This window comes from Rossellomorea sp. H136, assembly GCF_056838065.1.
In genome coordinates this window covers 1,876,143-1,895,942 of record NZ_CM166371.1, presented here as the reverse complement: position 1 = coordinate 1,895,942, position 19,800 = coordinate 1,876,143, and the positions used below count along the sequence as shown (strand labels likewise).

The following is a 19,800-nucleotide window of genomic DNA, read 5'->3' as shown; positions in this document are numbered from 1 at the left end:
CAATAAGAAAAGATATTGATTCTAAATCGGGAGGTATTCACATGTTTAAACTCATCTCTCTACTTATGGTAACCATCATTCTTGGTGCATGCGCCAATAATAATGAGGTCGGGTATGATAATGATTCAAACAGTAACAACAATAAACCGATCACTGTTCAGGATAGCAATATCCAACATGTTGAACGAAAATCAGGACAGCAAATTTCAAGGCATTTGGTTGACCTGACGACAAGTGTACCAGATGTTAAAGACGCAACAGCCGTAGTCTTTGGAAAATATGCATTTGTTGGAATAGATATCGATTCCGACATTGAGCGTTCACAAGTCGGTTCAATCAAATATTCTGTAGCAGAAGCGCTGCAAAAAGACCCATATGGTGCAGAAGCCATTGTCATCGCTGATCCGGATCTTTATGCACGTTTGAATGAAATCAGCAAAGACATTCAACGGGGTGAGCCGGTCCAGGGAATCATGAATGAATTGGCTGACATATCCGGCAGGCTCATGCCTGAAATCCCTCGATCGTTAAAGCAAACAGACCCTGAAAATGCTCCGAATGAACCAAAAAAGAAAATGAACAACACGGAAGAGAAACAACTAAAGGAAAAACAAGAAAATCAAACGTATGATAAGATTGAATAATACTGCAATCAATTAAAAGATGAGAAAAAGCCATGAAAAAGCTTAGGGTACTAAGCTTTTTTCATGGCTTCAATTACTTGACGGTCCAAACGGTCTGCGGCCACCTTATCATATGTCTTCTCATAGGCAGGTTCTGTCGATATTTTCGATCCATAGAACATGACATCTCTTACTTCATTGATAGCAAGTTTAACAAGCGTCAGCTTTAAAGGCACTCCTGCCAGTTTTTCCTCTCGGACCCCTGCTATTCCACTTATGGAATAGGTTGATTCATTTGCAATTAGATTCACAACAGCATGTGGATTGTTCTTAATATTTTCTACAATCCTGGAACGTTGATCAATAGCAAATAATAATGTGTGTTCATCCTTTGCATAAATCCAAGAGATCGCACTTACATTAGGTCCATGCGTTTCGTGATCAATTGTCGCGAGTGTAACAAATTTCTCTGATTGTAGTTCTTCAAAAAGTGCAGGAATCAAGCTGGGTTCCACTTGGTTAGCCATACAATCCCCCCTTATGCAGACTCATATTTCTCTGTTAGTGTTGCATTTCATTCGTGATTCATCTTGATTATACTATACCAAATTCTATTGTTAAAAGCATACAGGAAAGTTAAATAAAGCGTTTGACTAAACTACATGATATACTAAAAAGACTAGACTTATGATTAGAACAAATTGAGGTGTAATGTATGAGAGTAAAATGTGCTCTATGTGAAGTGATAGAAAATATTGATGATTATTCCTTACAGGCGAAAAAATTGCGTAACCGGCCCATTCATACGTATATGTGTGAAAAGTGTCATGATCGTATTAAAGAAAAGACGGAAGTACGTGTGTCGAGTGGGAATTTCAGATTTTACCGTTCTCCTCAAGTAGAAGATGACTTTTAAACAAATCGGTTCAGGAACTATTATTGGTCTTGTTTCCGGTACCCTATTAGGATCATTTCTAAAATGGATGCAAACTTGTGCTGACAGTCCCGACTGTGTTCCTGTATTTCCCTCTTTCTCACCTGGCAATTAAGGATGTACCCGGTTTAATGTATGCTGAGGCAATTATCTTATGGACAGCAGGACATCTTCTGTACGGGGTTAAATTCACAAAACGAAAAAAGCTGCAGTCTCATTCATTAGAGACTACAGCTTTTTCAGCTTAAAACGTGCCTTTTTTCTTTTCGTTCGTTAGACGAATCTTATATATCACTAAGATAAGAGCCGCAACGACTAACCCTTCTGCTACTGGTAAAAAGATACCGAGAAAGGTTAATACGGTACATCCCAGAATAAGAAAAGAATAAATCAATATTGATTTCATAATCGGCAGCTTCTTCGCAAAACCGAGCTTATATACTAAGATCGAGAGCCCTACTATGGTTATATAAAGCAACCACATACCCATTTCCGCGTTCTGGTCAACACGATAAAGGGATGCGAAAAAGGACAAACGCTCAGTTACATCCATTTCCTACTCCCCCTCACTTAGATTATTGAGACACCTTGCTCTTCTTTTCTGCTCTTTCACGTTCATTCTTATCAAGAATCTTTTTACGAAGACGGATCGATTCAGGAGTTACCTCACAATACTCATCATCGTTTAGATATTCAAGAGATTCTTCTAAAGTCATGATTCTTGCCTTTTTAATGGTTACGGTTTGATCCTTGTTAGCGGAACGAACGTTTGTCGCTTGTTTAAGCTTTGTGATATTAACGGTAATATCATTTTCTCTTGTATGCTCCCCAACGATCATTCCACCATAAATTTCTGTACCGGATTCAACGAAGATAATACCGCGATCTTCCACTTGCATGATTCCGTATTGAGATGCTTTCCCTGTTTCCATCGAAACAAGTACACCTTGACGACGTCCGCCTACGCGTCCTTTTTGCAGGGGCTGATAGCTGTCGAATGTGTGGTTGATGATTCCATATCCACGAGTAAGAGTCATAAACTCCGTTGAATAACCGATTAATCCACGTGCAGGAACCATAAACATTAAACGGACCTGTCCATTACCGTTGTTTACCATATCCAGCATTTCGCCTTTACGTTGACCAAGTGATTCAATGACTCCACCCATATATTCTTCAGGAATATCAATTTGAACACGTTCTACAGGCTCACTCTTCACGCCATCGACTTCTTTAATGATAACCTGTGGTTTAGATACCTGTAATTCGTAACCTTCACGACGCATGTTTTCAATCAGGATGGAAAGGTGAAGCTCTCCACGACCTGAAACCGTCCATGCATCAGGTGAATCTGTTGGTTCAACACGTAAACTTACATCCGTTTGAAGCTGAGCCAATAAACGTTCTTCAATTTTTCTTGAAGTAACAAATTTACCTTCTCTACCTGCAAATGGACTGTTGTTCACTAGGAATGTCATTTGAAGTGTAGGCTCGTCAATACGAAGAACGGGAAGTTGATCCTGATGTTCAACAGGACAAACCGTTTCACCGACATTAATATCTTCCATTCCGGAAACGGCGATTAAATCACCCGCTTTTGCTTCTTGGATTTCTTCACGTTTCAATCCGAAGAAACCAAAGATTTTTGTAACACGGAATTGTTTAACAGAGCCGTCAAGCTTCATTAATGCTACCTGTTGGCCAACCTTCATTGTCCCTCTGAACACACGTCCGATTCCGATTCGACCAACGTAATCATTGTAATCGAGCAATGCAACTTGGAATTGTAGTGGATCTTCAGAGTTGTCTACTGGTGCAGGAATGTGCTCAATGATTGAGTCATATAAACACTGCATGTTTTCGTCTTGTTTTTCCGGATCTGGATCTATACTTGCTGTACCGTTGATAGCTGAAGCATAGACAACCGGGAATTCAAGCTGTTCATCATTTGCATCCAGTTCAATGAATAATTCCAGAACTTCATCGATTACTTCTTCAGGACGTGCTGAAGGTTTGTCAATTTTATTTACAACTACGATAGGTGTAAGGTTTTGCTCAAGTGCTTTCTTAAGAACAAAACGAGTCTGAGGCATACAACCTTCATACGCATCTACTACTAGTAAAACACCATCTACCATTTTCATGATACGTTCAACTTCTCCACCAAAGTCAGCATGTCCTGGTGTATCAAGAATGTTGATACGAGAATCTTTATATTGAATCGCCGTATTTTTCGCTAAGATCGTAATACCGCGTTCTCTTTCCAAATCATTTGAATCCATCGCGCGTTCAGAAACTGTTTCATTTTCGCGGAAGATTCCAGATTGCTTTAAAAGCTCATCTACTAATGTCGTTTTCCCGTGGTCAACGTGAGCAATAATAGCAATATTTCTAAGGTCATTTCTTAATTTCATATTTCCACTCCTGAATATTGGATTTCTTTATACTATTAAAGATAATATATTTCAGTTCAACTAGACCATTATATCACAGCATTTAAAAAAGCCCTAATAAATATTTCATAAAGCCTTTTCTTCCCACTAAAAGTTTCCATAATAACTTCAATCACGTCGTTATGCTTCTTTGAATGATCTACCCATTGCACATTATCGAATTGATAGGTAATATTTAAATGGAAGAGCTATAATGGTATCAATCTAATGAGGAAAATGATTTTTGTATTTTTTGGAGGTTTTATCTTGGGGAATATTAAATGGATTTTTGTATTATTTTCTATATTAGCTGCTGTTTCTCTTATGGGAATCGCAGTTTCCATCAGTTTACAAAGCATCCTGCTTGCTATTTTAAGCTTCGTTTTTCTATTTATTGTTATGGGATTCGGTTTCAAGACAAAGAAGAAATATCGTGATGAAGGCCGATTGTAGATTGAAAAGGGGAGACGAAGCAATGAAATTGCCCGTCTCCCTTCTTTATTTCTTTCGTTCAAGATAGTCAGTCAAAATGGTTTGGTGCAGCCCGGGTTTTCCTACAAACAGCGAGCTTTTATTCAATGGGTTCAGGGGATCCCCATTAAGGTCAGTTACAATTCCCCCAACCTCTTCAATCATAATTTTCCCAGCTGCGAAATCCCATGGAGCCAGGCGCATTGTTAAGTAAGCATCCAACCTTCCTGAAGCGACATAAGCCAACTCAATGGCAGCTGAACCATAGGAACGAGTTCCCCTTACATCCTTCACGAGAGGTGCAAGAATTGTTTGGTCAATCCGATTATTCTCAGTCACCCAAAGTGCATTTAAAGCTACAATGGCATCCTGAACAGGAACTGGCTCAAGCTCCGGCAGCTTCACATCATTCATATAAGCTCCATGTCCTTTATTGGCAAAATATAGCTCATCATGGACGACATCATATATGTATCCTAATTTACCTTCTTCTCCATCATAGATGCCGATAGAGATGGCAAAATTTCGTTGTTGATGAACAAAATTCATCGTCCCATCGATCGGGTCTATTATCCAAGTGATACCTGATAACTCCTTAAAGTCATCGCCATATCCTTCTTCACCAAGGATTTGATGATTCGGATACGTATTACGTATTTTTTCAGTAAAGAAATGCTCTGTTGCTTCATCCATATCGGTTACCAAATCATTTCGATTCGACTTCGTTTTAATATTCAACTCTGTCTTGAATGATTGACGAATTCTTTCTCCGGCTTCCCGTATCCACGTTCTTACATTTTGATCTAATTCCGTCCAATTTGTCATTGATTATTAGCCTCCAATATGTGTAACGAAATCTTATTATTATTCTAATATGGTCGTTTTCATTTGTTCCCACTCATATTCCTTCTATAAACAAGAGCCGCAATGAACTTCTTCTATAGCTAAATAGCTTAATGGAAATTAGAGGCAGTTTCAAGTTATTTACCTCGTCGTACATCGTAAAATTAGACAGATCGAAATCGGGGATATTATTAACCACAAAAAAGCGAACTCCCTATCCCTATGAGCTCGCCGTCCAATAGTCGAATTTTTGACAGTATACTTTATACCCACCTGAAAGGATTAAAGCTTTATAAGGCCTTCAATTTCATTAGTTCTTCTCGAATACTCATGAGTTTCTGTTTGGACTTGGTCTGGGTTTCTTTATTCTTCATTTGAATTGCTTCGAACAATACAGCTAGTTCATAATCCATTTCAAGTCTTAATACATTCATTCTTTGCTGTTGGACATCACGTTTTTTAGAAGTGTTCATTACTTGTTTCATGGCCATACACCCCTTCCGAGTTTTCGATTTATCTGATTGTTCTGATAATATTTACTACATGTTATGAAGTATCATCCAATCTTGTAACTAAAATGTGCAGTCACCCATAGATAAATCAATTCACTACAAGCTTGTACCTCATTATGTTAAGATATTGGTGGATATAAGGAGGATACAACATGAAATTTAATGGTTTTACACAAGAAGATTTCCAAGTTTTCACGATTAATGGGTTAGAAGATCGAATGACTGCCATTCAAGAGCAGATCAGACCTAAACTTGATTATTTAGGCGATCATTTCGCACCCACATTAAGCGCATCAACAGGAATGGAGATGTTTTACCATGTGGCTAAACATGCACGCCGATCGGTTAACCCTCCTGATGATACCTGGGTTGCGTTCGCGAACAACAAACGGGGTTATAAACAACATCCACATTTTCAGATTGGGTTATGGGAAACCCATGTTTTTATCTGGTTCGCTATGATCTATGAAGCTCCAAATAAAGTTGAATTCGGCAAAAAAGTTGAAGAAAATGCAGATAAGATAAGATCAATGATTCCTGGTCACTTTGTTTGGTCTGGAGATCATACAAAGCCAGATGCTACACCTTTTTCTTCCATGTCACAAGATGAATTCATCGCTTTAAGTGAAAGAGTACAGAAAGTTAAAAAAGCCGAGCTTCTATGCGGACTTCATCTGGACCGGGATACTGTTGTTAGGCTGAATGGTGATGAATTCATCCAAGAAGTTAACAGTGCCTTTGAAACACTTTTACCCCTTTATAAAATGAACTAAACCATATAACGGTTGATAAAAATGCAGAAAGAACGACTGCCAAAATGGCTGTCGTTCTTTTAGTTTAGTTCATTGAGATTTTATCAGCGTCCTGAAGCTCCTTCATCTTCTTTACCACACGATAGGAGGAATACCCACTGGATTCTTCAAATTCATTGCATATTCTCTTTTCATCTGCTTTACCAGGGACGATTTCCTTAAAACGCTTATAACGATTCATAAGATCATCTCTAGAGACACCTTTTTCATAAGCTTTCTCGATTGCTTCGAAAAAGGCAACAACATCGATGACTTCTTCTGTTGACCAGTCTATATCAAAAGGATATTGATATTCCATTGTTTACAACAACTCCTTGAATGATGATGTATTAATTCCATTTTCTCCGGATGCCCTCTCCTTGAGAGATCATTCTTTGAATGAGATCTTTAACCGATGGGATGTCATTAATCAACCCCATCACTTGTCCTGCCCACGCAAACCCTGCATCTACTTTCCCATCGTAAATGTATCGTTTATTAGCTTCACCGCTTATGTATGCTTTTAATTCTTCATAGTCAGCGTTCGATGTTTCAGCATCTAGTATCTGTTTGGTCCAAGAGTTTGAAATGGCCCTTGCCGGTGCCCCTAAAGATCGTTTGATGACTACTGTACCATTCTCGTCTCCTTCAATCAAGGTACGCTTATAAACATCAGATGCATGTACACATTCCTTTGTAGCAATAAATCTCGTACCCATCTCAACTCCCTCTGCACCGAAGCTGAGAGCAGCCATCAATCCCCTTCCGTCCCCAACGCCTCCGGAAGCAATGACCGGAATGGAAACGGCATCCACTACTCTGGGAATCAAGACGAATGTACCAATATCATCTTTCCCTAGGTGACCTCCTCCTTCTTGACCAACAACCATCACTGCATCCGCACCGAGCTCTTCCGCTTTGATTGCCTGTCTTTTAGAGGCGACCAATACAAGCTTAACAATGTCCATTCCCTGGAGTTTATGAAACAGGGGAGTCGGGTTCCCTCCTGTAACGGAAACGACCGGTACCTTCTCTTCAATGGCAACGTCAACAAACTCGCTAAATGGGCGTCCATGTTGACCGATAGCAAAGTTCACCCCGAACGGTTTATCTGTTAATGACCTTACCTTTAGGATTTCTTTTCGTAATTGATCAGGATTGTCTAAAGACATAGCAGTGATCTGGCCAAGACCACCCGCATTCGACACAGCCGCAGCCAGTTCTGCATATGCCAGATGTGCCAGTCCACCTTGTATTATTGGATATTGAATGTTTAATAACTCTGTTACCCGCGTTTTCCAATTCAATTGAACCCCTCCATTCACTGAACTATTCTCGATAAAGCAGGGAAAATCCTTTTCTTGATGGGACCATAATAAAAAAGAGTTACTGAAAGACAGTAATGTATGATCAATGGCGGTAAACTTAGAAGGAGGATAGTGTAGATTTTTGGCTCTTTCTGGTGAAACGGACGGAAATGAGCCAAAAATCATTGGATACTTGTCCTAAAATGCGCTGTTAAAACAAAATAACAATGGATAGGCATATGCCACTATGCAAAGATTTTCTTAAGTGCTATAATTCATTTGTTTGTTGAAAATATAGTAAGAAAAATTATGAAATCATGAGCAAAATCCTATATAATGATATCTTTAGCATGGCTATAAAATTTGCTATTAAGAATATAAAGAGGTGTTGAATGAATTGTCTCAGAATGAAACGCCGTTATTTTCCGGCTTAATTGAACATAGTAAAAAAAATCCCGTCCAATTTCACATTCCCGGTCATAAAAAAGGTGCAGGTATGGATCCTGAGTTTAAGGATTTTATCGGAGAAAATGCCCTTTCCATTGATTTGATTAACATCGGCCCTTTGGATGATTTACATCAGCCTAAGGGGATGATAAAAAAAGCTCAGGACCTTGCAGCAGAAGCTTTTGGTGCCGATCATACCTTCTTCTCTGTCCAAGGAACGAGTGGAGCCATCATGACAATGGTCATGAGTGTATGTGGGCCCGGAGACAAAATCATTGTTCCGAGGAACGTCCATAAATCCGTTATGTCTGCCATTGTATTCTCAGGAGCCACTCCTATCTTTATCCACCCGGATATTGATGAAGACCTGGGTATCTCTCACGGAATCACAACAGATGCCGTAGCAAAAGCATTGGAACAAAACCCGGATGCCAAAGGTGTTCTGGTCATCAATCCAACTTATTTCGGGATTTCTGCAGATCTCAAAAAAATTGTAGAAATCGCTCACTCGTATAATGTTCCAGTACTTGTGGATGAAGCCCATGGCGTTCATATACATTTCCATGACGAGCTCCCCCTTTCAGCAATGCAGGCAGGTGCTGATCTAGCGGCTACCAGCGTACACAAACTTGGCGGTTCTATGACTCAGAGCTCTGTCCTTAATATGAAAGAAGGACTTGTTTCATCGAAACGGGTACAAACCATTTTAAGTATGTTGACGACCACTTCGACTTCCTACTTATTACTGGCTTCCCTCGATGTTGCCAGAAAACGGCTGGCCACTGAAGGTCGTGAGCTCATCACCAAGACGATTGAATTGTCACAGGATATTAGAAGGCACATCAACGAAATTGACGGTTTATACTGCGTAGGTGAAGAAATCCTTGGAACGAAAGCCACCTATGCCTACGATCCAACCAAGTTGATTGTGTCCGTGAAAGATTTAGGTATCAGTGGATTTGATGCTGAGAAGTGGCTACGGGAAGCTCATAACATCGAGGTTGAAATGTCTGACCTTTATAACATCCTTTGCATCATCACTCCTGGTGACACTCATGTGGAGGGGGATCAATTGGTCATGGCTTTAAAAGAACTGGTGATAAGCCTGAAAAAACATGGTGATATGACACCAGTAAAGGTTATGCTGCCTGACATACCTGTTCTTTCCATTACACCCAGAGATGCTTTTTACGCAGATACCGAGGTCATTCCAATTGATGAGTCTGTCGGAAGAACAATCGCTGAATTCATTATGGTCTATCCTCCAGGAATTCCTATTTTTATCCCTGGTGAAATCATCACGCAGGAAAACATCAATTATATTAAAACCAATATAGAAGCAGGCCTCCCAGTACAAGGACCTGAAGATTATGATTTACGTCACTTGAGAGTCATTAAAGAGCATAGAGCGATAAGATAAACAAAAAAGGATGAAGAAGGCCCCACCCTTCTTCATCCTTTTATTTATAAGAACCCCTTTAAGACATTTTCACTCCCTGCACCCCTCTGCAGGCTTCAGTCGTCTAATTCTTTGTCGTCGTTGCAATCACAGCAGTTAGAGAATAAAACAGAAACCTTCTCATCCTCATAGTGATCGATAGTGTTAAGGCAAGATTGACATACAATTGTTCCCATCTTTTTTCCTCTCCTTCACGATGTTTTTTGTAAACGCTTTATCTTATCTATTTCTATAATAATATAACACATTTAAAATATCAAGCCTAATTTGTATAACATATTTAACTTTTTAATCTCTTAATCAATCATACTATTAAACATTAAACTATATGTAAGTGTTTTCATTAACATTCCTGTTTTTGTGTGGGTTTTTACACTGAGCTTGGTATGGGGAAGAACAAATAAAAAGAGGCCGGGACAAAACTAAAAATCACGATAAAAAGACGAACAATTGAAGTGTAGGTTCTTCATACCGCTAATGATTTCCGTGCAAGACTACGCTTTCCGCGGGTAGCCCGTGAGCCTCCTCGGCAAGCCTGCGGGGTCTCACATAAGCTACTCTTCCCGCAGGAGTCTTCGTCTTGCACTCCAATCAACCGCTGGAAACAGCTAAAATCAAATTTCGAAAATAAATAATAAACCCGAACAAATCTGCACACTAAGAAGCAGGTTTGTTCGGGTTTGACTTAGGCTAAAAAACTTTTGTCCCAGCCTCTCTTTTATCATTATTCAACGGTCTTAATTCTATTTGGATCCAAGGTTTCATATCCCTTATCCCGCAGGCCCTTTACAATATCGGGTAAACCTTCGCTCGTCCATGTGCGATCATGCATGAGAAGGTTTGCCCCATCATTCAGGTAAGGGCTGTTAACCATAATATCGGTAATTGCTTCTTTGTTCTGATATTGCTTTTCCCAATCATATCCATATGTCCAGTTCATTAGTGACATCTTTTCTTCTGCTGCAATTTGTCGGCTATAGTCAGTATTCTGACCAAATGGAGCCCTGAAGAACTTAGGTCGTTCCCCAATGATGGATTCAATAAGATCATTTAGTGACACAATTTCTTCTTTTTGCTTTTCTGGAGAGATTTCTTTCAGACTGCTGTGACTAAATGTGTGATTACCAATCGCAAATCCCATATCATGAATCTTTTTTAAAGTCTCTTTTTCTTCTGGTGTATCAAGAAAATGACCATTAACAAAGAAGATAGCCGGGGCATTCAATGCTTTGAGATCATTTGCCATTTGTAAGGCATGTTGATCCGGTGCATCATCGATCGTAAGGAGAACCACTTTTGGATTCGCATCACCTATTGGATTAATGCTCCAGTTATTTTCATTGATCGTATAGTCCTTTGATTGAACCGCCTCTTCTGATGGCTCAGATGTTTCGTTTCGTTCATTATCGCGATCTTGTGAAGCGGCACCCTCACTTGTCTTCTCGCTCTCTTTATCCACTTCTGGCTGATCAGGCTTCCTGATTTCTTCATTGATGGTTGTTGGTTCACTCGAGCATGCTGTTAATAGTAGCAGAGTTAATCCAGATGCTAAAATCTTTTTCATGTCTATCACCTTTCCGTATTCACTTTGAATATTTTAACATATTCTTAAGTGAATCTGGGAAAGAATTAAAATATTTCCATTATATTTTCAAATACTACTTTGAAGGCAAAAAAGCACGTTAAACTGAATGACGTTATAAATAAGGTAAGCTTCCTTGACTGAACGATTTTCTTCGCAGCAATAAACGCCAAGTAAAAAAATATAACAAACATGATCCACTTATACTCTAAATGATCCTTATCAGACACCCATTCAGCTATATAGAAAACACTCCATAAAATCATTTGAACCAAAAAAGCAATATACGATTTCATGTTCATTACATCCTTTAAATGATTTATTTTAAACTTCCTTCTATTTATTTACCCCGAATCATGGATTGAAACCTGATGATTACTTGATAAAGACCTAGAGTAGCCTTCGATCATCGTATTAATATAGTATATTCTTTTAAGATTACTTTCATTATGTATGTCTTTTCAATTATGTAACATTTCAATGACTTAACCCTTTAGTGATATTCCTTATGATAAAATGTTACGTAAGAATGATTCAAAAGTCATTTATTTACAAATTCAAAATTCATAGCATCGTTTAAGAAAAGAGGATGATGTATGAAACATATACTCGCTTTAGCAATACTTATCATTTCCACGATGTTGCTTTTGACTTCCTGTGATTATATTTCTTCCAACAAAGTTGTTTTAGCAGAAGACCAGTTTATAGAAAAACAGGTTATCTTTTTTACCGATGAACGAAACGTTTCTAAAGAAATACCCTACTACGATGCAATCATTGAGCTGAAAAAAAGGTACCCTAATAGCCTTAAACTTCTAAAGGTAGTGAGCCTTAATACCGAAGTACCCAATAAAATAGCAGATTCTCCCCCGACTTCACCAGCAATCGTTGTTGTAGAAAACAATCAGGTCATATGTAAAGTGGAAGGCGATATTACTAAAGAAGACATTATAAAACCCGTTTCAAGTGCAATCGAAAGTTGGAATCAATAATTTTCGTGAAAAATAAAAAGGGATTGAAGCAAAAAACGCTTCAATCCCTTTAATTAATAGTACCAAATAGTAAAAGGAGTATCCCTTCAAACCAGGATACTCCTTTATTACTTACATTATTTTACGATGTGAATCGGGCTTCCCATAGCAACTTCTGCTGCTTCCATGGAAATCTCACCTAATGTTGGGTGAGCATGAATAGTCATTGCAACGTCTTCAGCTGTCATACCGGATTCAATAGCAAGTCCAAGTTCAGCAATCATGTCTGATGCTCCGGCACCCACGATTTGTGCTCCGATAATTAAACCGTCTTCTTTACGAGTAATAAGCTTCATGAAACCATCTGTAGCATTAAGTGCCAATGCACGGCCATTAGCCGCGAATGGGAATTTAGCAGCGATTACTTCGATGCCTTCTTCTTTAGCTTGAGCTTCAGAATAACCTACTGTAGCCAATTCCGGATCTGTGAAGCACACAGCTGGTATACCAAGGTAGTCGATTTCTGCTGGTTCACCTGAGATGACTTCAGCAGCAATTTTACCTTCGTAAGAAGCTTTGTGAGCAAGTGGTGGTCCATCTACGATGTCACCGATCGCGAAAATGTTCGGGATGTTCGTACGGCATTGCTTATCAATTTTGACAACACCGCGGTCTGTCATCTCGATTCCAACTTCTTCAAGACCGATTTCATCCGTATTCGGGCGACGGCCTACCGTTACTAGAACGTAATCAGCTTCAACAGATTTTTCTTCGCCTTTTACTTCATATTTAACGACAACGCCGCTGTCACTTTCTTCAACGCCTTTAGCCATGGCTTTGGTAACTACCTCTACGCCTTTTTTCTTAAGATCTTTTTTCACAATTGCTGTCATTTGCTTTTCGAATCCGCTAAGAATATCGTCAGCACCTTCTAAGATTGTTACTTGAGATCCAAGGTTTGCATACGCAGTACCAAGCTCAGTTCCGATATAACCTCCACCGATAACAACAAGCTTGCTTGGAATTTCTTCTAATGCAAGAGCACCGGTAGAATCAAGTACGCGTTTTGAGAACTTGAAGCTTGGGATTTCAATCGGGCGTGAACCTGTTGCAAGAATCAAGTTGTTGAACTTGTATGTTTGGGCAGAGTTATCGTCCATCACACGAAGTGTATTAGCATCTACAAGGTAAGCTTCACCGCGAACGATTTCTGCTTTATTTCCTTTAAGGAGACCTTCAACACCGCCAGTTAATTTCTTAACAACGCCAGCCTTCCACTCTTGAACCTTATCAAAGTTCACTTTTACGTTTTCAGCAACAATACCCATGTCATCAGAATGTTGTGCATTGTGAAAACGGTGACCCGCTGTGATCAAAGCTTTAGATGGTATACAACCAACGTTTAAGCATACTCCACCTAAATTTTCTTTTTCAATGATCGTTACTTTTTGTCCCAGTTGTGCTGCACGGATTGCAGCTACATATCCTCCAGGACCTGAACCGACTACTATCGTATCTGTTTCAATTGGGAAATCTCCTACTACCATTGTATTACGCCTCCATTAATAATAATTCTGGATCGTTCAACAAACGCTTGATATGGTTAAGTGCATGTTGAGCAGTAGCTCCGTCGATCATACGGTGATCGAAGCTCAATGATAATGCTAACACAGGTGCTGCTACAATTTCACCATTTTTAACTACAGGTTTTTCTGCAATACGTCCGACTCCAAGGATTGCAACCTCTGGGTGGTTGATTACCGGAGTAAACCATTGTCCACCGGCAGAACCAATATTCGTGATTGTGCATGAAGCACCTTTCATTTCATCACCAGAAAGTTTACCATCACGAGCTTTTCCAGCTAGTTCGTTAATTTCATTTGAAATTGAGAACATAGATTTACGATCTGCATTTTTCACAACAGGTACTAATAGACCTTTGTCAGTATCTGCAGCAATACCAATGTTGTAATAATGTTTTTGAACGATTTCACTCGTTGAATCATCAATGGAAGTGTTTAGTGCCGGATATTCACGTAGGGCACTTGTTAAGGCTTTAACGATGTAAGGTAAGAATGTTAATTTAATACCTTTTTCAGCTGCAACTTCTTTGAACTTCTTGCGGTGAGCCCAAAGTTTTGTTACATCGATTTCGTCCATTAATGTTACGTGAGGTGCTGTATGTTTAGAGTTCACCATTGCTTTCGCAATTGCTTTACGCATACCACTCATTTTCTCACGAGTTTCAGGATATTCACCCTCTGGAACTTTAGGTGCAGCTGCTTTAGAATCAGCTTCTGGTGCTTTTTCTTCTGTTTTAGCTTCTTCAACAGTTTCAGCTGGTTTAGAATCTCCACTTAAGAAAGCATCGATATCTTCTTTAACGACACGTCCGTTTTTACCAGAACCGGATACTTGGCGAATTTCTACGCCGTTTTCTCTCGCATATTTACGAACCGAAGGCATAGCGATGACACGTTTATTAGGATCAACTTCTGCGTCAGCACTTTGTTCCGTACCTTCAGATTTTTCTTCGACAGCTTCTGGTGATGGATCTTTCTTAACGTCCCCGCCTTGTTCTGCTGTTCCTTGAACTTGACCTTCTGTTTTCTCTTCAGCTTTAGGAGCTTCTTTCTTCTCTCCATCGTCACCTTTGAACTGAAGATCTTCGTAACCAGGCGCGTCGAACTTAATCAGTGTATCACCTACAACTGCTACAGTACCTTCATCAACAAGAAGTTCTTCAACTGTTCCTGCTACCGGAGATGGAATTTCTACTACTGCTTTATCATTTTGGACTTCACATAGTACAGCGTCTTCTTCAACTTTATCGCCAGGCTTAACAAACCATTTTACGATTTCACCTTCATGAATACCTTCACCAATGTCTGGTAATTTGAATTCGAATGACATGGACTCTACCTCCTGTATTGAATAATGATTAAAAATAGATGAATGTAATCGTTATATCTGTCTAATTTTCTTATATCTATAATTGGAAAAGAGAAGGGTGGAATGCCCTTCTGTTTTCACTTGAATATTGAGGAGGAGCTAAAATGCTCCTTTCCCATTAAAAGTTAAGTACTTTTTTCGCTGTTTCAAGAACATCTTTGTGGTTCGGTAACCAGATTGGCTCTGCTTGAGAGAAAGAGTACACTGTATCTGGTGCCGCTACACGAAGTACCGGTGCTTCAAGGCTAAGAATCGCACGGTCATTGATCTCAGCAACAACGTTCGCTGCAATACCAGCTTGTTTTTGAGCCTCTTGAACAACAATGGCACGATTCGTTTTTTCAACAGAAGCCATGATTGTGTCGATATCCAGTGGGCTGACTGTACGTAAATCGATTACTTCAACTGAATGGCCTTCTTTTTCAAGCTCTTCAGCCGCTTTTAATGATTCGTGTACCATAGCTCCGTATGTGATGATAGAAAGGTCTGTACCTTCACGTTTCACATCTGCTTTACCAAGTTCGATTGTGTATTCCTCTTCTGGAACCTCTTGACGGAAAGAACGGTATAATTTCATATGCTCTAAGAAAATGACAGGGTCATTATCACGAATAGATGAAATTAATAAACCTTTAGCGTCATAAGGTGTTGATGGAATAACAACTTTCAGACCAGGTTGCTGAGCCATCAATCCTTCTAAGCTGTCCGCATGAAGTTCTGGAGTATGTACTCCACCACCGAATGGGGAACGGATTGTGATTGGAGAAGTATACGTTCCACCTGAACGGTATCGCATACGCGCCATTTGTCCACTTACTGAGTCCATTACTTCATAAACGAAACCGAAGAATTGGATTTCAGGTACTGGACGGTAACCTTCTAATGCTAAACCGATTGCTAAACCACCGATTCCTGATTCTGCTAGTGGAGTATCGAATACACGGTCTTCACCGAATTCTTTCTGAAGTCCTTCCGTTGCACGGAATACACCACCGTTTAGACCTACGTCCTCACCAAAAACTAAAACGTCTTCGTTGTTGCGTAGTTCTGTGCGCAGTGCATCAGTGATCGCTTGAATCATTGTCATTTGCGCCATGGCTTATTTCGACTCCTTCTCTTTGTAGATTTCTAATTGTTCTTTCAAGTTGTAAGGAAGCTCTTCATACATATTGTTAATGAAATCAGTAACTTTTTGTTTAGGAGTTCCATCTGCTTCTTTAATAGCTTTCTTGATATCTTCTTTCGCTTCTTCGATTACTTCGTTTTCTTTCTCTTCACTCCATAATCCTTTACCTTCCAGATATTTACGGAAACGTACCAATGGATCTTTCTTTTCCCAGTCAGTATCCATTTCTGAAGTACGGTAGCGAGTTGGATCATCACCAGCCATCGTATGTGGTCCATAACGGTAGCAAAGTGTTTCGATCAATGAAGGACCTTCACCATTTACAGCACGATTACGCGCCTCTAATGTTGCTGAATACACTGCTAATGGATCCATTCCATCCACTAATATACCAGGGATACCAGCTGCAACTGCTTTTTGAGCAATTGTTCGGCCGGCTGTTTGCTTATCACGTGGTGTGGAGATTGCGAACTGGTTGTTTTGAACAACGAAAATAGCTGGAGCTGCGTACGCACCTGCAAAGTTAATTCCTTCGTAGAAATCACCTTGTGAAGATCCACCGTCACCTGTATATGTAACAGCAACAGCTTTCTTACCACGTTTCTTAAGACCTAATGCCACTCCGGCAGTTTGGATGTATTGAGCACCGATGATGATCTGAGGTGATAATACATTTACTCCTTCTGGAGGCTGATTTCCTTTAAAGTGTCCACGTGAGAATAAGAATGCTTGAGCTAACGGAAGTCCGTGCCAAACGATTTGTGGAACATCACGATATCCAGGCAGGATCCAATCTTCCTTCTCTAAAGCAAAGTGAGAAGCAATTTGTGATGCCTCCTGTCCAGCTGTTGGTGCATAGAAACCTAAACGTCCTTGACGGTTCAGGGAGATTGATCTTTGATCAAGAATACGAGTATAAACCATACGACGCATTAATTCCTGCAGATCCTCATCAGAGATCTCCGGCATTGCATCTTCGTTTACTACTTCGCCTTCTTCGTTCAAAATTTGGAACATTTCAAACTTGTCTTCAATTTGTTCGAGCGTCTTAACTGCATCGAATTGTGCCTTCTTTGATTTAGAAGCCATCGAAGTCACCTATCCTTTCTTTATACATTTATTTTGGTTTTTTTACATACAAAGTTTAGATTACCCAAATTCAGTATGACCTACCACAATACTTGCGGATACAAACACTATTACTAGTTTTCCACAAATACCAAGAAAGAAAACCCGAAATTACATTCGAGCTTATCTGTATCAGTCAGAATATCACATTGACTAATACAATCCATGAATACCTTTACTAGTTTACAATATAGAAAATCAGTAAGTCAACGACAAAGTATTATAAATTCTTGTTTCCAAGTGACCCAGAAAATTATTTCTACCAATTCTTTTCAAAACTGTATCAATACCTATTCAATTCCTGTTATATATAAACACATGGAACAACTTCATCTGTTATAGAGTAAGGATCCACCAATCTCCTATATCCCATGATTATCTTGTGACCCATAAGGATTTGGATAATTTTTTAAACTTACAAAGACAAAAAAAGTGATAGGAGAGGAAATTTTCCTCGTCTATCACTTTTTATCTTTCTTTATTCTGACTCTTTTACTTCAAGACCGGCGCTCGAATAAAATTTTTGTTTCAGGTTATTGAATTCTTCTGTCTTTTTATTATAGTCCTCATTATAATTCACTATTTTATCATATTGGTCATTAATAGAGGAGATTTGTTTCTCAAGCTCTTCCATCGTAAGCTCTTTCTTTTTGAACATATTATAAAGTTCTTTATCCAGAGATAGCGCATCCAGATAAGAAGATGTTAGCTTTTCATGAAGCTGATAACGTTCTTCCATCGTTTTTTTCAGCTTTTTTGCTTCCTTTTTAAGATCCTGGCTTTCTAACTTATCAAGATATTCGTCTGCTTTCGCAAACTCTTCCTCGGCTTCACTCATGGACGTACGTTCTTTATCGATGTATTCTTTTCTTTTTTTGATGTTGTCCAGAGCTTCATCGGAAAGCTTTACAATTTGGTCAAACTCTTTCATCCCAAGATCCATAATCTTAGTATAAATCTCTTTTTCTTTTTCTTCTAATTCTTGAAGAGGTTTTTGAACTTCAACATATTGACCTTCTTTAGATACTGTTTCTTCAAGAACATTATACATATTCTCTTCGGGTGAAGAACCACCGACACAGCCCATTAGTACAAAGATAGCGGCTCCTAAAATGAAAGCAAAACGAAATTTCGACACAACTAGATCCCCCTTAACTATTTACCACCTTCTACTATATCTATGTCTACAACATTTGACAATAGGGATTTACAACTGTGGAAAAAAATGTCGATTAGACTATTCCTCCTATTAAAATAAATATGTCATTTACCCGGTGAGTATTCCACCTTATAATAAATCTCATTCATTAACTTTTCCGGAGTAAAATGATAGACTATTATCATACATAATAGATAATTTTAATGAATAAAGTAGAGAAATGTTTGATCATCCGGCCCTGTCTGTAAGTGTTGGTAAAGACATGTTACGCCTATTCATTCATATCTCTACCCTACCTGAGGAGGAAAATCAATGATTACGATGAATGACATCATCCGTGAGGGTCATCCTACATTAACAATGGTGGCAAAGGAAGTGGCTATCCCTCCATCAAAAGAAGATCAGGAAACATTAAGAAGCTTGTTAGAGTATGTAGTAAATAGCCAAAATCCTGAAACTGCAAATAAGTATGGGCTTAGACCCGGGATTGGCCTTGCTGCACCTCAAATCAATATCCCTAAGCGGATGTTAGCTGTCAATGTGACAGACAATCAAGGTAAACTATACAGCTATGCTTTATTCAACCCGAAAATTATCAGTCACTCAATCGAGAAAGCTTATTTAACATCTGGTGAAGGATGCTTGTCAGTTGACAGAAATGTCCCGGGATTTGTTCCCCGTTATGCCAGAGTGACGGTAAAAGGATGGGATGTGGATGGAAACGAAGTAAAGCTGCGTTTAAAGGGACTGCCATCCATTGTGTTCCAACACGAAATCGATCATTTGAATGGGATCATGTTTTACGACCATATCAATCCGAATAACCCATTCGAGCCGATTCCGGATGCAATTGCCATTGAAAGATAAGATAAAAGAGGCCTGGACAAAACTAAAAAACCACGATAAAAAGACGAACAATAGAAGTGTAGGTTTTTCATACCGCTAATGATTTCCGTTCAAGACTACACTTTCCGCGGGTAGCCCGTGAGCCTCTCGCCAAGCCTGCGGGGTCTCACATAAGCTGCTTTCCCGCAGGAGTCTTTGTCTTGCACTCCAATCAACC

22 protein-coding genes are annotated in these 19,800 nt (G+C 39.3%); 7 read left to right on the top strand and 15 right to left on the bottom strand.

Annotated features, from left to right (window positions below; translation table 11 throughout):
* Positions 1-41: 41 nt before the first annotated feature.
* On the top strand, positions 42-644 hold the full coding sequence (locus ACYH0O_RS09590; RefSeq protein ID WP_482632072.1) for a YhcN/YlaJ family sporulation lipoprotein: 603 nt from the start codon (positions 42-44) through the stop codon (positions 642-644).
* A 50-nt stretch (positions 645-694) separates the two neighbouring features.
* Here the strand turns inward: ACYH0O_RS09590 and ACYH0O_RS09585 are convergent, their stop codons facing one another.
* Positions 695-1,150 carry a pyridoxamine 5'-phosphate oxidase family protein gene (locus ACYH0O_RS09585; RefSeq protein ID WP_482632071.1) on the bottom strand — a complete coding sequence of 152 codons (456 nt, stop codon included), beginning with the start codon at positions 1,148-1,150 and terminating at the stop codon, positions 695-697.
* Between the two features lie 188 nt (positions 1,151-1,338).
* Between ACYH0O_RS09585 and ACYH0O_RS09580 the strand changes: the two genes are divergently transcribed.
* A complete protein-coding gene (locus tag ACYH0O_RS09580; RefSeq protein WP_482632070.1) occupies positions 1,339-1,539 on the top strand; it encodes a YlaI family protein in 201 nt (66 codons plus the stop codon).
* Between the two features lie 262 nt (positions 1,540-1,801).
* Here the strand turns inward: ACYH0O_RS09580 and ACYH0O_RS09575 are convergent, their stop codons facing one another.
* Together ACYH0O_RS09575 and typA are read right to left on the bottom strand one after the other, a co-directional pair.
* A complete protein-coding gene (locus ACYH0O_RS09575; RefSeq protein ID WP_149158227.1) occupies positions 1,802-2,110 on the bottom strand; it encodes a YlaH-like family protein in 309 nt (102 codons plus the stop codon).
* 22 nt (positions 2,111-2,132) lie between these two features.
* Complete coding sequence (typA, locus tag ACYH0O_RS09570; protein ID WP_148968611.1) at positions 2,133-3,971, bottom strand: translational GTPase TypA; 1,839 nt, start codon at positions 3,969-3,971, stop codon at positions 2,133-2,135.
* A gap of 285 nt (positions 3,972-4,256) precedes the next feature.
* Between typA and ACYH0O_RS09565 the strand changes: the two genes are divergently transcribed.
* Positions 4,257-4,442 (top strand): YlaF family protein, encoded by a 186-nt coding sequence (locus ACYH0O_RS09565; protein ID WP_149158226.1) that lies wholly within the window; start codon positions 4,257-4,259, stop codon positions 4,440-4,442.
* Positions 4,443-4,487: 45 nt separating this feature from the next.
* On the opposite strand, the gene ACYH0O_RS09560 is transcribed toward ACYH0O_RS09565, so the two are convergent.
* Both ACYH0O_RS09560 and ACYH0O_RS09555 read right to left on the bottom strand, forming a co-directional pair.
* Positions 4,488-5,285: an inositol monophosphatase family protein gene (locus ACYH0O_RS09560; RefSeq protein WP_482632069.1), complete on the bottom strand. Its 798-nt coding sequence runs from the start codon at positions 5,283-5,285 to the stop codon at positions 4,488-4,490.
* 308 nt (positions 5,286-5,593) lie between these two features.
* A complete protein-coding gene (locus ACYH0O_RS09555; protein ID WP_149158224.1) occupies positions 5,594-5,788 on the bottom strand; it encodes a hypothetical protein in 195 nt (64 codons plus the stop codon).
* Between the two features lie 179 nt (positions 5,789-5,967).
* Between ACYH0O_RS09555 and ACYH0O_RS09550 the strand changes: the two genes are divergently transcribed.
* Positions 5,968-6,588 (top strand): YktB family protein, encoded by a 621-nt coding sequence (locus ACYH0O_RS09550; protein WP_426893045.1) that lies wholly within the window; start codon positions 5,968-5,970, stop codon positions 6,586-6,588.
* A gap of 64 nt (positions 6,589-6,652) precedes the next feature.
* Here ACYH0O_RS09550 and ACYH0O_RS09545 read toward each other — a convergent pair whose 3' ends face one another.
* Together ACYH0O_RS09545 and ACYH0O_RS09540 are read right to left on the bottom strand one after the other, a co-directional pair.
* On the bottom strand, positions 6,653-6,925 hold the full coding sequence (locus ACYH0O_RS09545; RefSeq protein ID WP_148968607.1) for a UPF0223 family protein: 273 nt from the start codon (positions 6,923-6,925) through the stop codon (positions 6,653-6,655).
* 31 nt (positions 6,926-6,956) lie between these two features.
* Positions 6,957-7,913 carry an NAD(P)H-dependent flavin oxidoreductase gene (locus tag ACYH0O_RS09540; RefSeq protein WP_482632068.1) on the bottom strand — a complete coding sequence of 319 codons (957 nt, stop codon included), beginning with the start codon at positions 7,911-7,913 and terminating at the stop codon, positions 6,957-6,959.
* A gap of 397 nt (positions 7,914-8,310) precedes the next feature.
* Here ACYH0O_RS09540 and ACYH0O_RS09535 point away from each other — a divergent pair, with 397 nt between their 5' ends.
* Positions 8,311-9,780, top strand: a complete 1,470-nt coding sequence (locus ACYH0O_RS09535) for an aminotransferase class I/II-fold pyridoxal phosphate-dependent enzyme (RefSeq protein ID WP_482632067.1) — start codon at positions 8,311-8,313, stop codon at positions 9,778-9,780.
* 95 nt (positions 9,781-9,875) lie between these two features.
* Here ACYH0O_RS09535 and ACYH0O_RS09530 read toward each other — a convergent pair whose 3' ends face one another.
* From ACYH0O_RS09530 to ACYH0O_RS09520, 3 genes are all read right to left on the bottom strand, one after another.
* Positions 9,876-9,995, bottom strand: coding sequence for a GapA-binding peptide SR1P (locus tag ACYH0O_RS09530; protein ID WP_148968604.1), 120 nt, complete (start codon positions 9,993-9,995; stop codon positions 9,876-9,878).
* 548 nt (positions 9,996-10,543) lie between these two features.
* Positions 10,544-11,383 (bottom strand): polysaccharide deacetylase family protein, encoded by an 840-nt coding sequence (locus ACYH0O_RS09525; RefSeq protein ID WP_482632066.1) that lies wholly within the window; start codon positions 11,381-11,383, stop codon positions 10,544-10,546.
* Between the two features lie 65 nt (positions 11,384-11,448).
* On the bottom strand, positions 11,449-11,697 hold the full coding sequence (locus ACYH0O_RS09520) for a hypothetical protein (protein ID WP_482632065.1): 249 nt from the start codon (positions 11,695-11,697) through the stop codon (positions 11,449-11,451).
* A gap of 300 nt (positions 11,698-11,997) precedes the next feature.
* On the opposite strand from ACYH0O_RS09520, the gene ACYH0O_RS09515 reads away from it, so the two are divergent.
* Positions 11,998-12,393 (top strand): hypothetical protein, encoded by a 396-nt coding sequence (locus ACYH0O_RS09515; protein ID WP_482632064.1) that lies wholly within the window; start codon positions 11,998-12,000, stop codon positions 12,391-12,393.
* 116 nt (positions 12,394-12,509) lie between these two features.
* Here ACYH0O_RS09515 and lpdA read toward each other — a convergent pair whose 3' ends face one another.
* The 5 genes from lpdA to ACYH0O_RS09490 all read right to left on the bottom strand — a co-directional run bounded on the left by lpdA (position 12,510) and on the right by ACYH0O_RS09490 (position 18,716).
* The gene (gene lpdA, locus ACYH0O_RS09510) at positions 12,510-13,919 is read right to left on the bottom strand and encodes a dihydrolipoyl dehydrogenase (RefSeq protein WP_482632063.1); all 1,410 of its coding nucleotides are present in this window, start codon (positions 13,917-13,919) and stop codon (positions 12,510-12,512) included.
* Between the two features lie 4 nt (positions 13,920-13,923).
* Positions 13,924-15,285, bottom strand: a complete 1,362-nt coding sequence (locus tag ACYH0O_RS09505; protein WP_482632062.1) for a dihydrolipoamide acetyltransferase family protein — start codon at positions 15,283-15,285, stop codon at positions 13,924-13,926.
* Positions 15,286-15,442: 157 nt separating this feature from the next.
* Positions 15,443-16,420, bottom strand: coding sequence for an alpha-ketoacid dehydrogenase subunit beta (locus ACYH0O_RS09500; protein WP_044337544.1), 978 nt, complete (start codon positions 16,418-16,420; stop codon positions 15,443-15,445).
* Positions 16,421-16,423: 3 nt separating this feature from the next.
* Positions 16,424-17,539, bottom strand: coding sequence for a pyruvate dehydrogenase (acetyl-transferring) E1 component subunit alpha (pdhA, locus tag ACYH0O_RS09495; protein WP_149158214.1), 1,116 nt, complete (start codon positions 17,537-17,539; stop codon positions 16,424-16,426).
* 517 nt (positions 17,540-18,056) lie between these two features.
* A complete protein-coding gene (locus ACYH0O_RS09490) occupies positions 18,057-18,716 on the bottom strand; it encodes a YkyA family protein (protein WP_482632061.1) in 660 nt (219 codons plus the stop codon).
* Between the two features lie 333 nt (positions 18,717-19,049).
* Here ACYH0O_RS09490 and def point away from each other — a divergent pair, with 333 nt between their 5' ends.
* On the top strand, positions 19,050-19,604 hold the full coding sequence (gene def, locus ACYH0O_RS09485) for a peptide deformylase (protein ID WP_482632060.1): 555 nt from the start codon (positions 19,050-19,052) through the stop codon (positions 19,602-19,604).
* Positions 19,605-19,800: the final 196 nt, after the last annotated feature.

Excerpts from the sequence above, each read along its gene's own strand:
- ACYH0O_RS09590 (WP_482632072.1), top strand. The coding sequence starts at position 42 with ATGTTTAAACTCATCTCTCTACTTATGGTAACCATCATTCTTGGTGCA.
- ACYH0O_RS09585 (WP_482632071.1), bottom strand. The coding sequence starts at position 1,150 with ATGGCTAACCAAGTGGAACCCAGCTTGATTCCTGCACTTTTTGAAGAA.
- ACYH0O_RS09580 (WP_482632070.1), top strand. The coding sequence starts at position 1,339 with ATGAGAGTAAAATGTGCTCTATGTGAAGTGATAGAAAATATTGATGAT.
- ACYH0O_RS09575 (WP_149158227.1), bottom strand. The coding sequence starts at position 2,110 with ATGGATGTAACTGAGCGTTTGTCCTTTTTCGCATCCCTTTATCGTGTT.
- typA (WP_148968611.1), bottom strand. The coding sequence starts at position 3,971 with ATGAAATTAAGAAATGACCTTAGAAATATTGCTATTATTGCTCACGTT.
- ACYH0O_RS09560 (WP_482632069.1), bottom strand. The coding sequence starts at position 5,285 with ATGACAAATTGGACGGAATTAGATCAAAATGTAAGAACGTGGATACGG.
- ACYH0O_RS09555 (WP_149158224.1), bottom strand. The coding sequence starts at position 5,788 with ATGAAACAAGTAATGAACACTTCTAAAAAACGTGATGTCCAACAGCAA.
- ACYH0O_RS09550 (WP_426893045.1), top strand. The coding sequence starts at position 5,968 with ATGAAATTTAATGGTTTTACACAAGAAGATTTCCAAGTTTTCACGATT.
- ACYH0O_RS09545 (WP_148968607.1), bottom strand. The coding sequence starts at position 6,925 with ATGGAATATCAATATCCTTTTGATATAGACTGGTCAACAGAAGAAGTC.
- ACYH0O_RS09530 (WP_148968604.1), bottom strand. The coding sequence starts at position 9,995 with ATGGGAACAATTGTATGTCAATCTTGCCTTAACACTATCGATCACTAT.
- ACYH0O_RS09525 (WP_482632066.1), bottom strand. The coding sequence starts at position 11,383 with ATGAAAAAGATTTTAGCATCTGGATTAACTCTGCTACTATTAACAGCA.
- ACYH0O_RS09520 (WP_482632065.1), bottom strand. The coding sequence starts at position 11,697 with ATGAAATCGTATATTGCTTTTTTGGTTCAAATGATTTTATGGAGTGTT.
- ACYH0O_RS09515 (WP_482632064.1), top strand. The coding sequence starts at position 11,998 with ATGAAACATATACTCGCTTTAGCAATACTTATCATTTCCACGATGTTG.
- lpdA (WP_482632063.1), bottom strand. The coding sequence starts at position 13,919 with ATGGTAGTAGGAGATTTCCCAATTGAAACAGATACGATAGTAGTCGGT.
- ACYH0O_RS09505 (WP_482632062.1), bottom strand. The coding sequence starts at position 15,285 with ATGTCATTCGAATTCAAATTACCAGACATTGGTGAAGGTATTCATGAA.
- ACYH0O_RS09500 (WP_044337544.1), bottom strand. The coding sequence starts at position 16,420 with ATGGCGCAAATGACAATGATTCAAGCGATCACTGATGCACTGCGCACA.
- pdhA (WP_149158214.1), bottom strand. The coding sequence starts at position 17,539 with ATGGCTTCTAAATCAAAGAAGGCACAATTCGATGCAGTTAAGACGCTC.
- def (WP_482632060.1), top strand. The coding sequence starts at position 19,050 with ATGATTACGATGAATGACATCATCCGTGAGGGTCATCCTACATTAACA.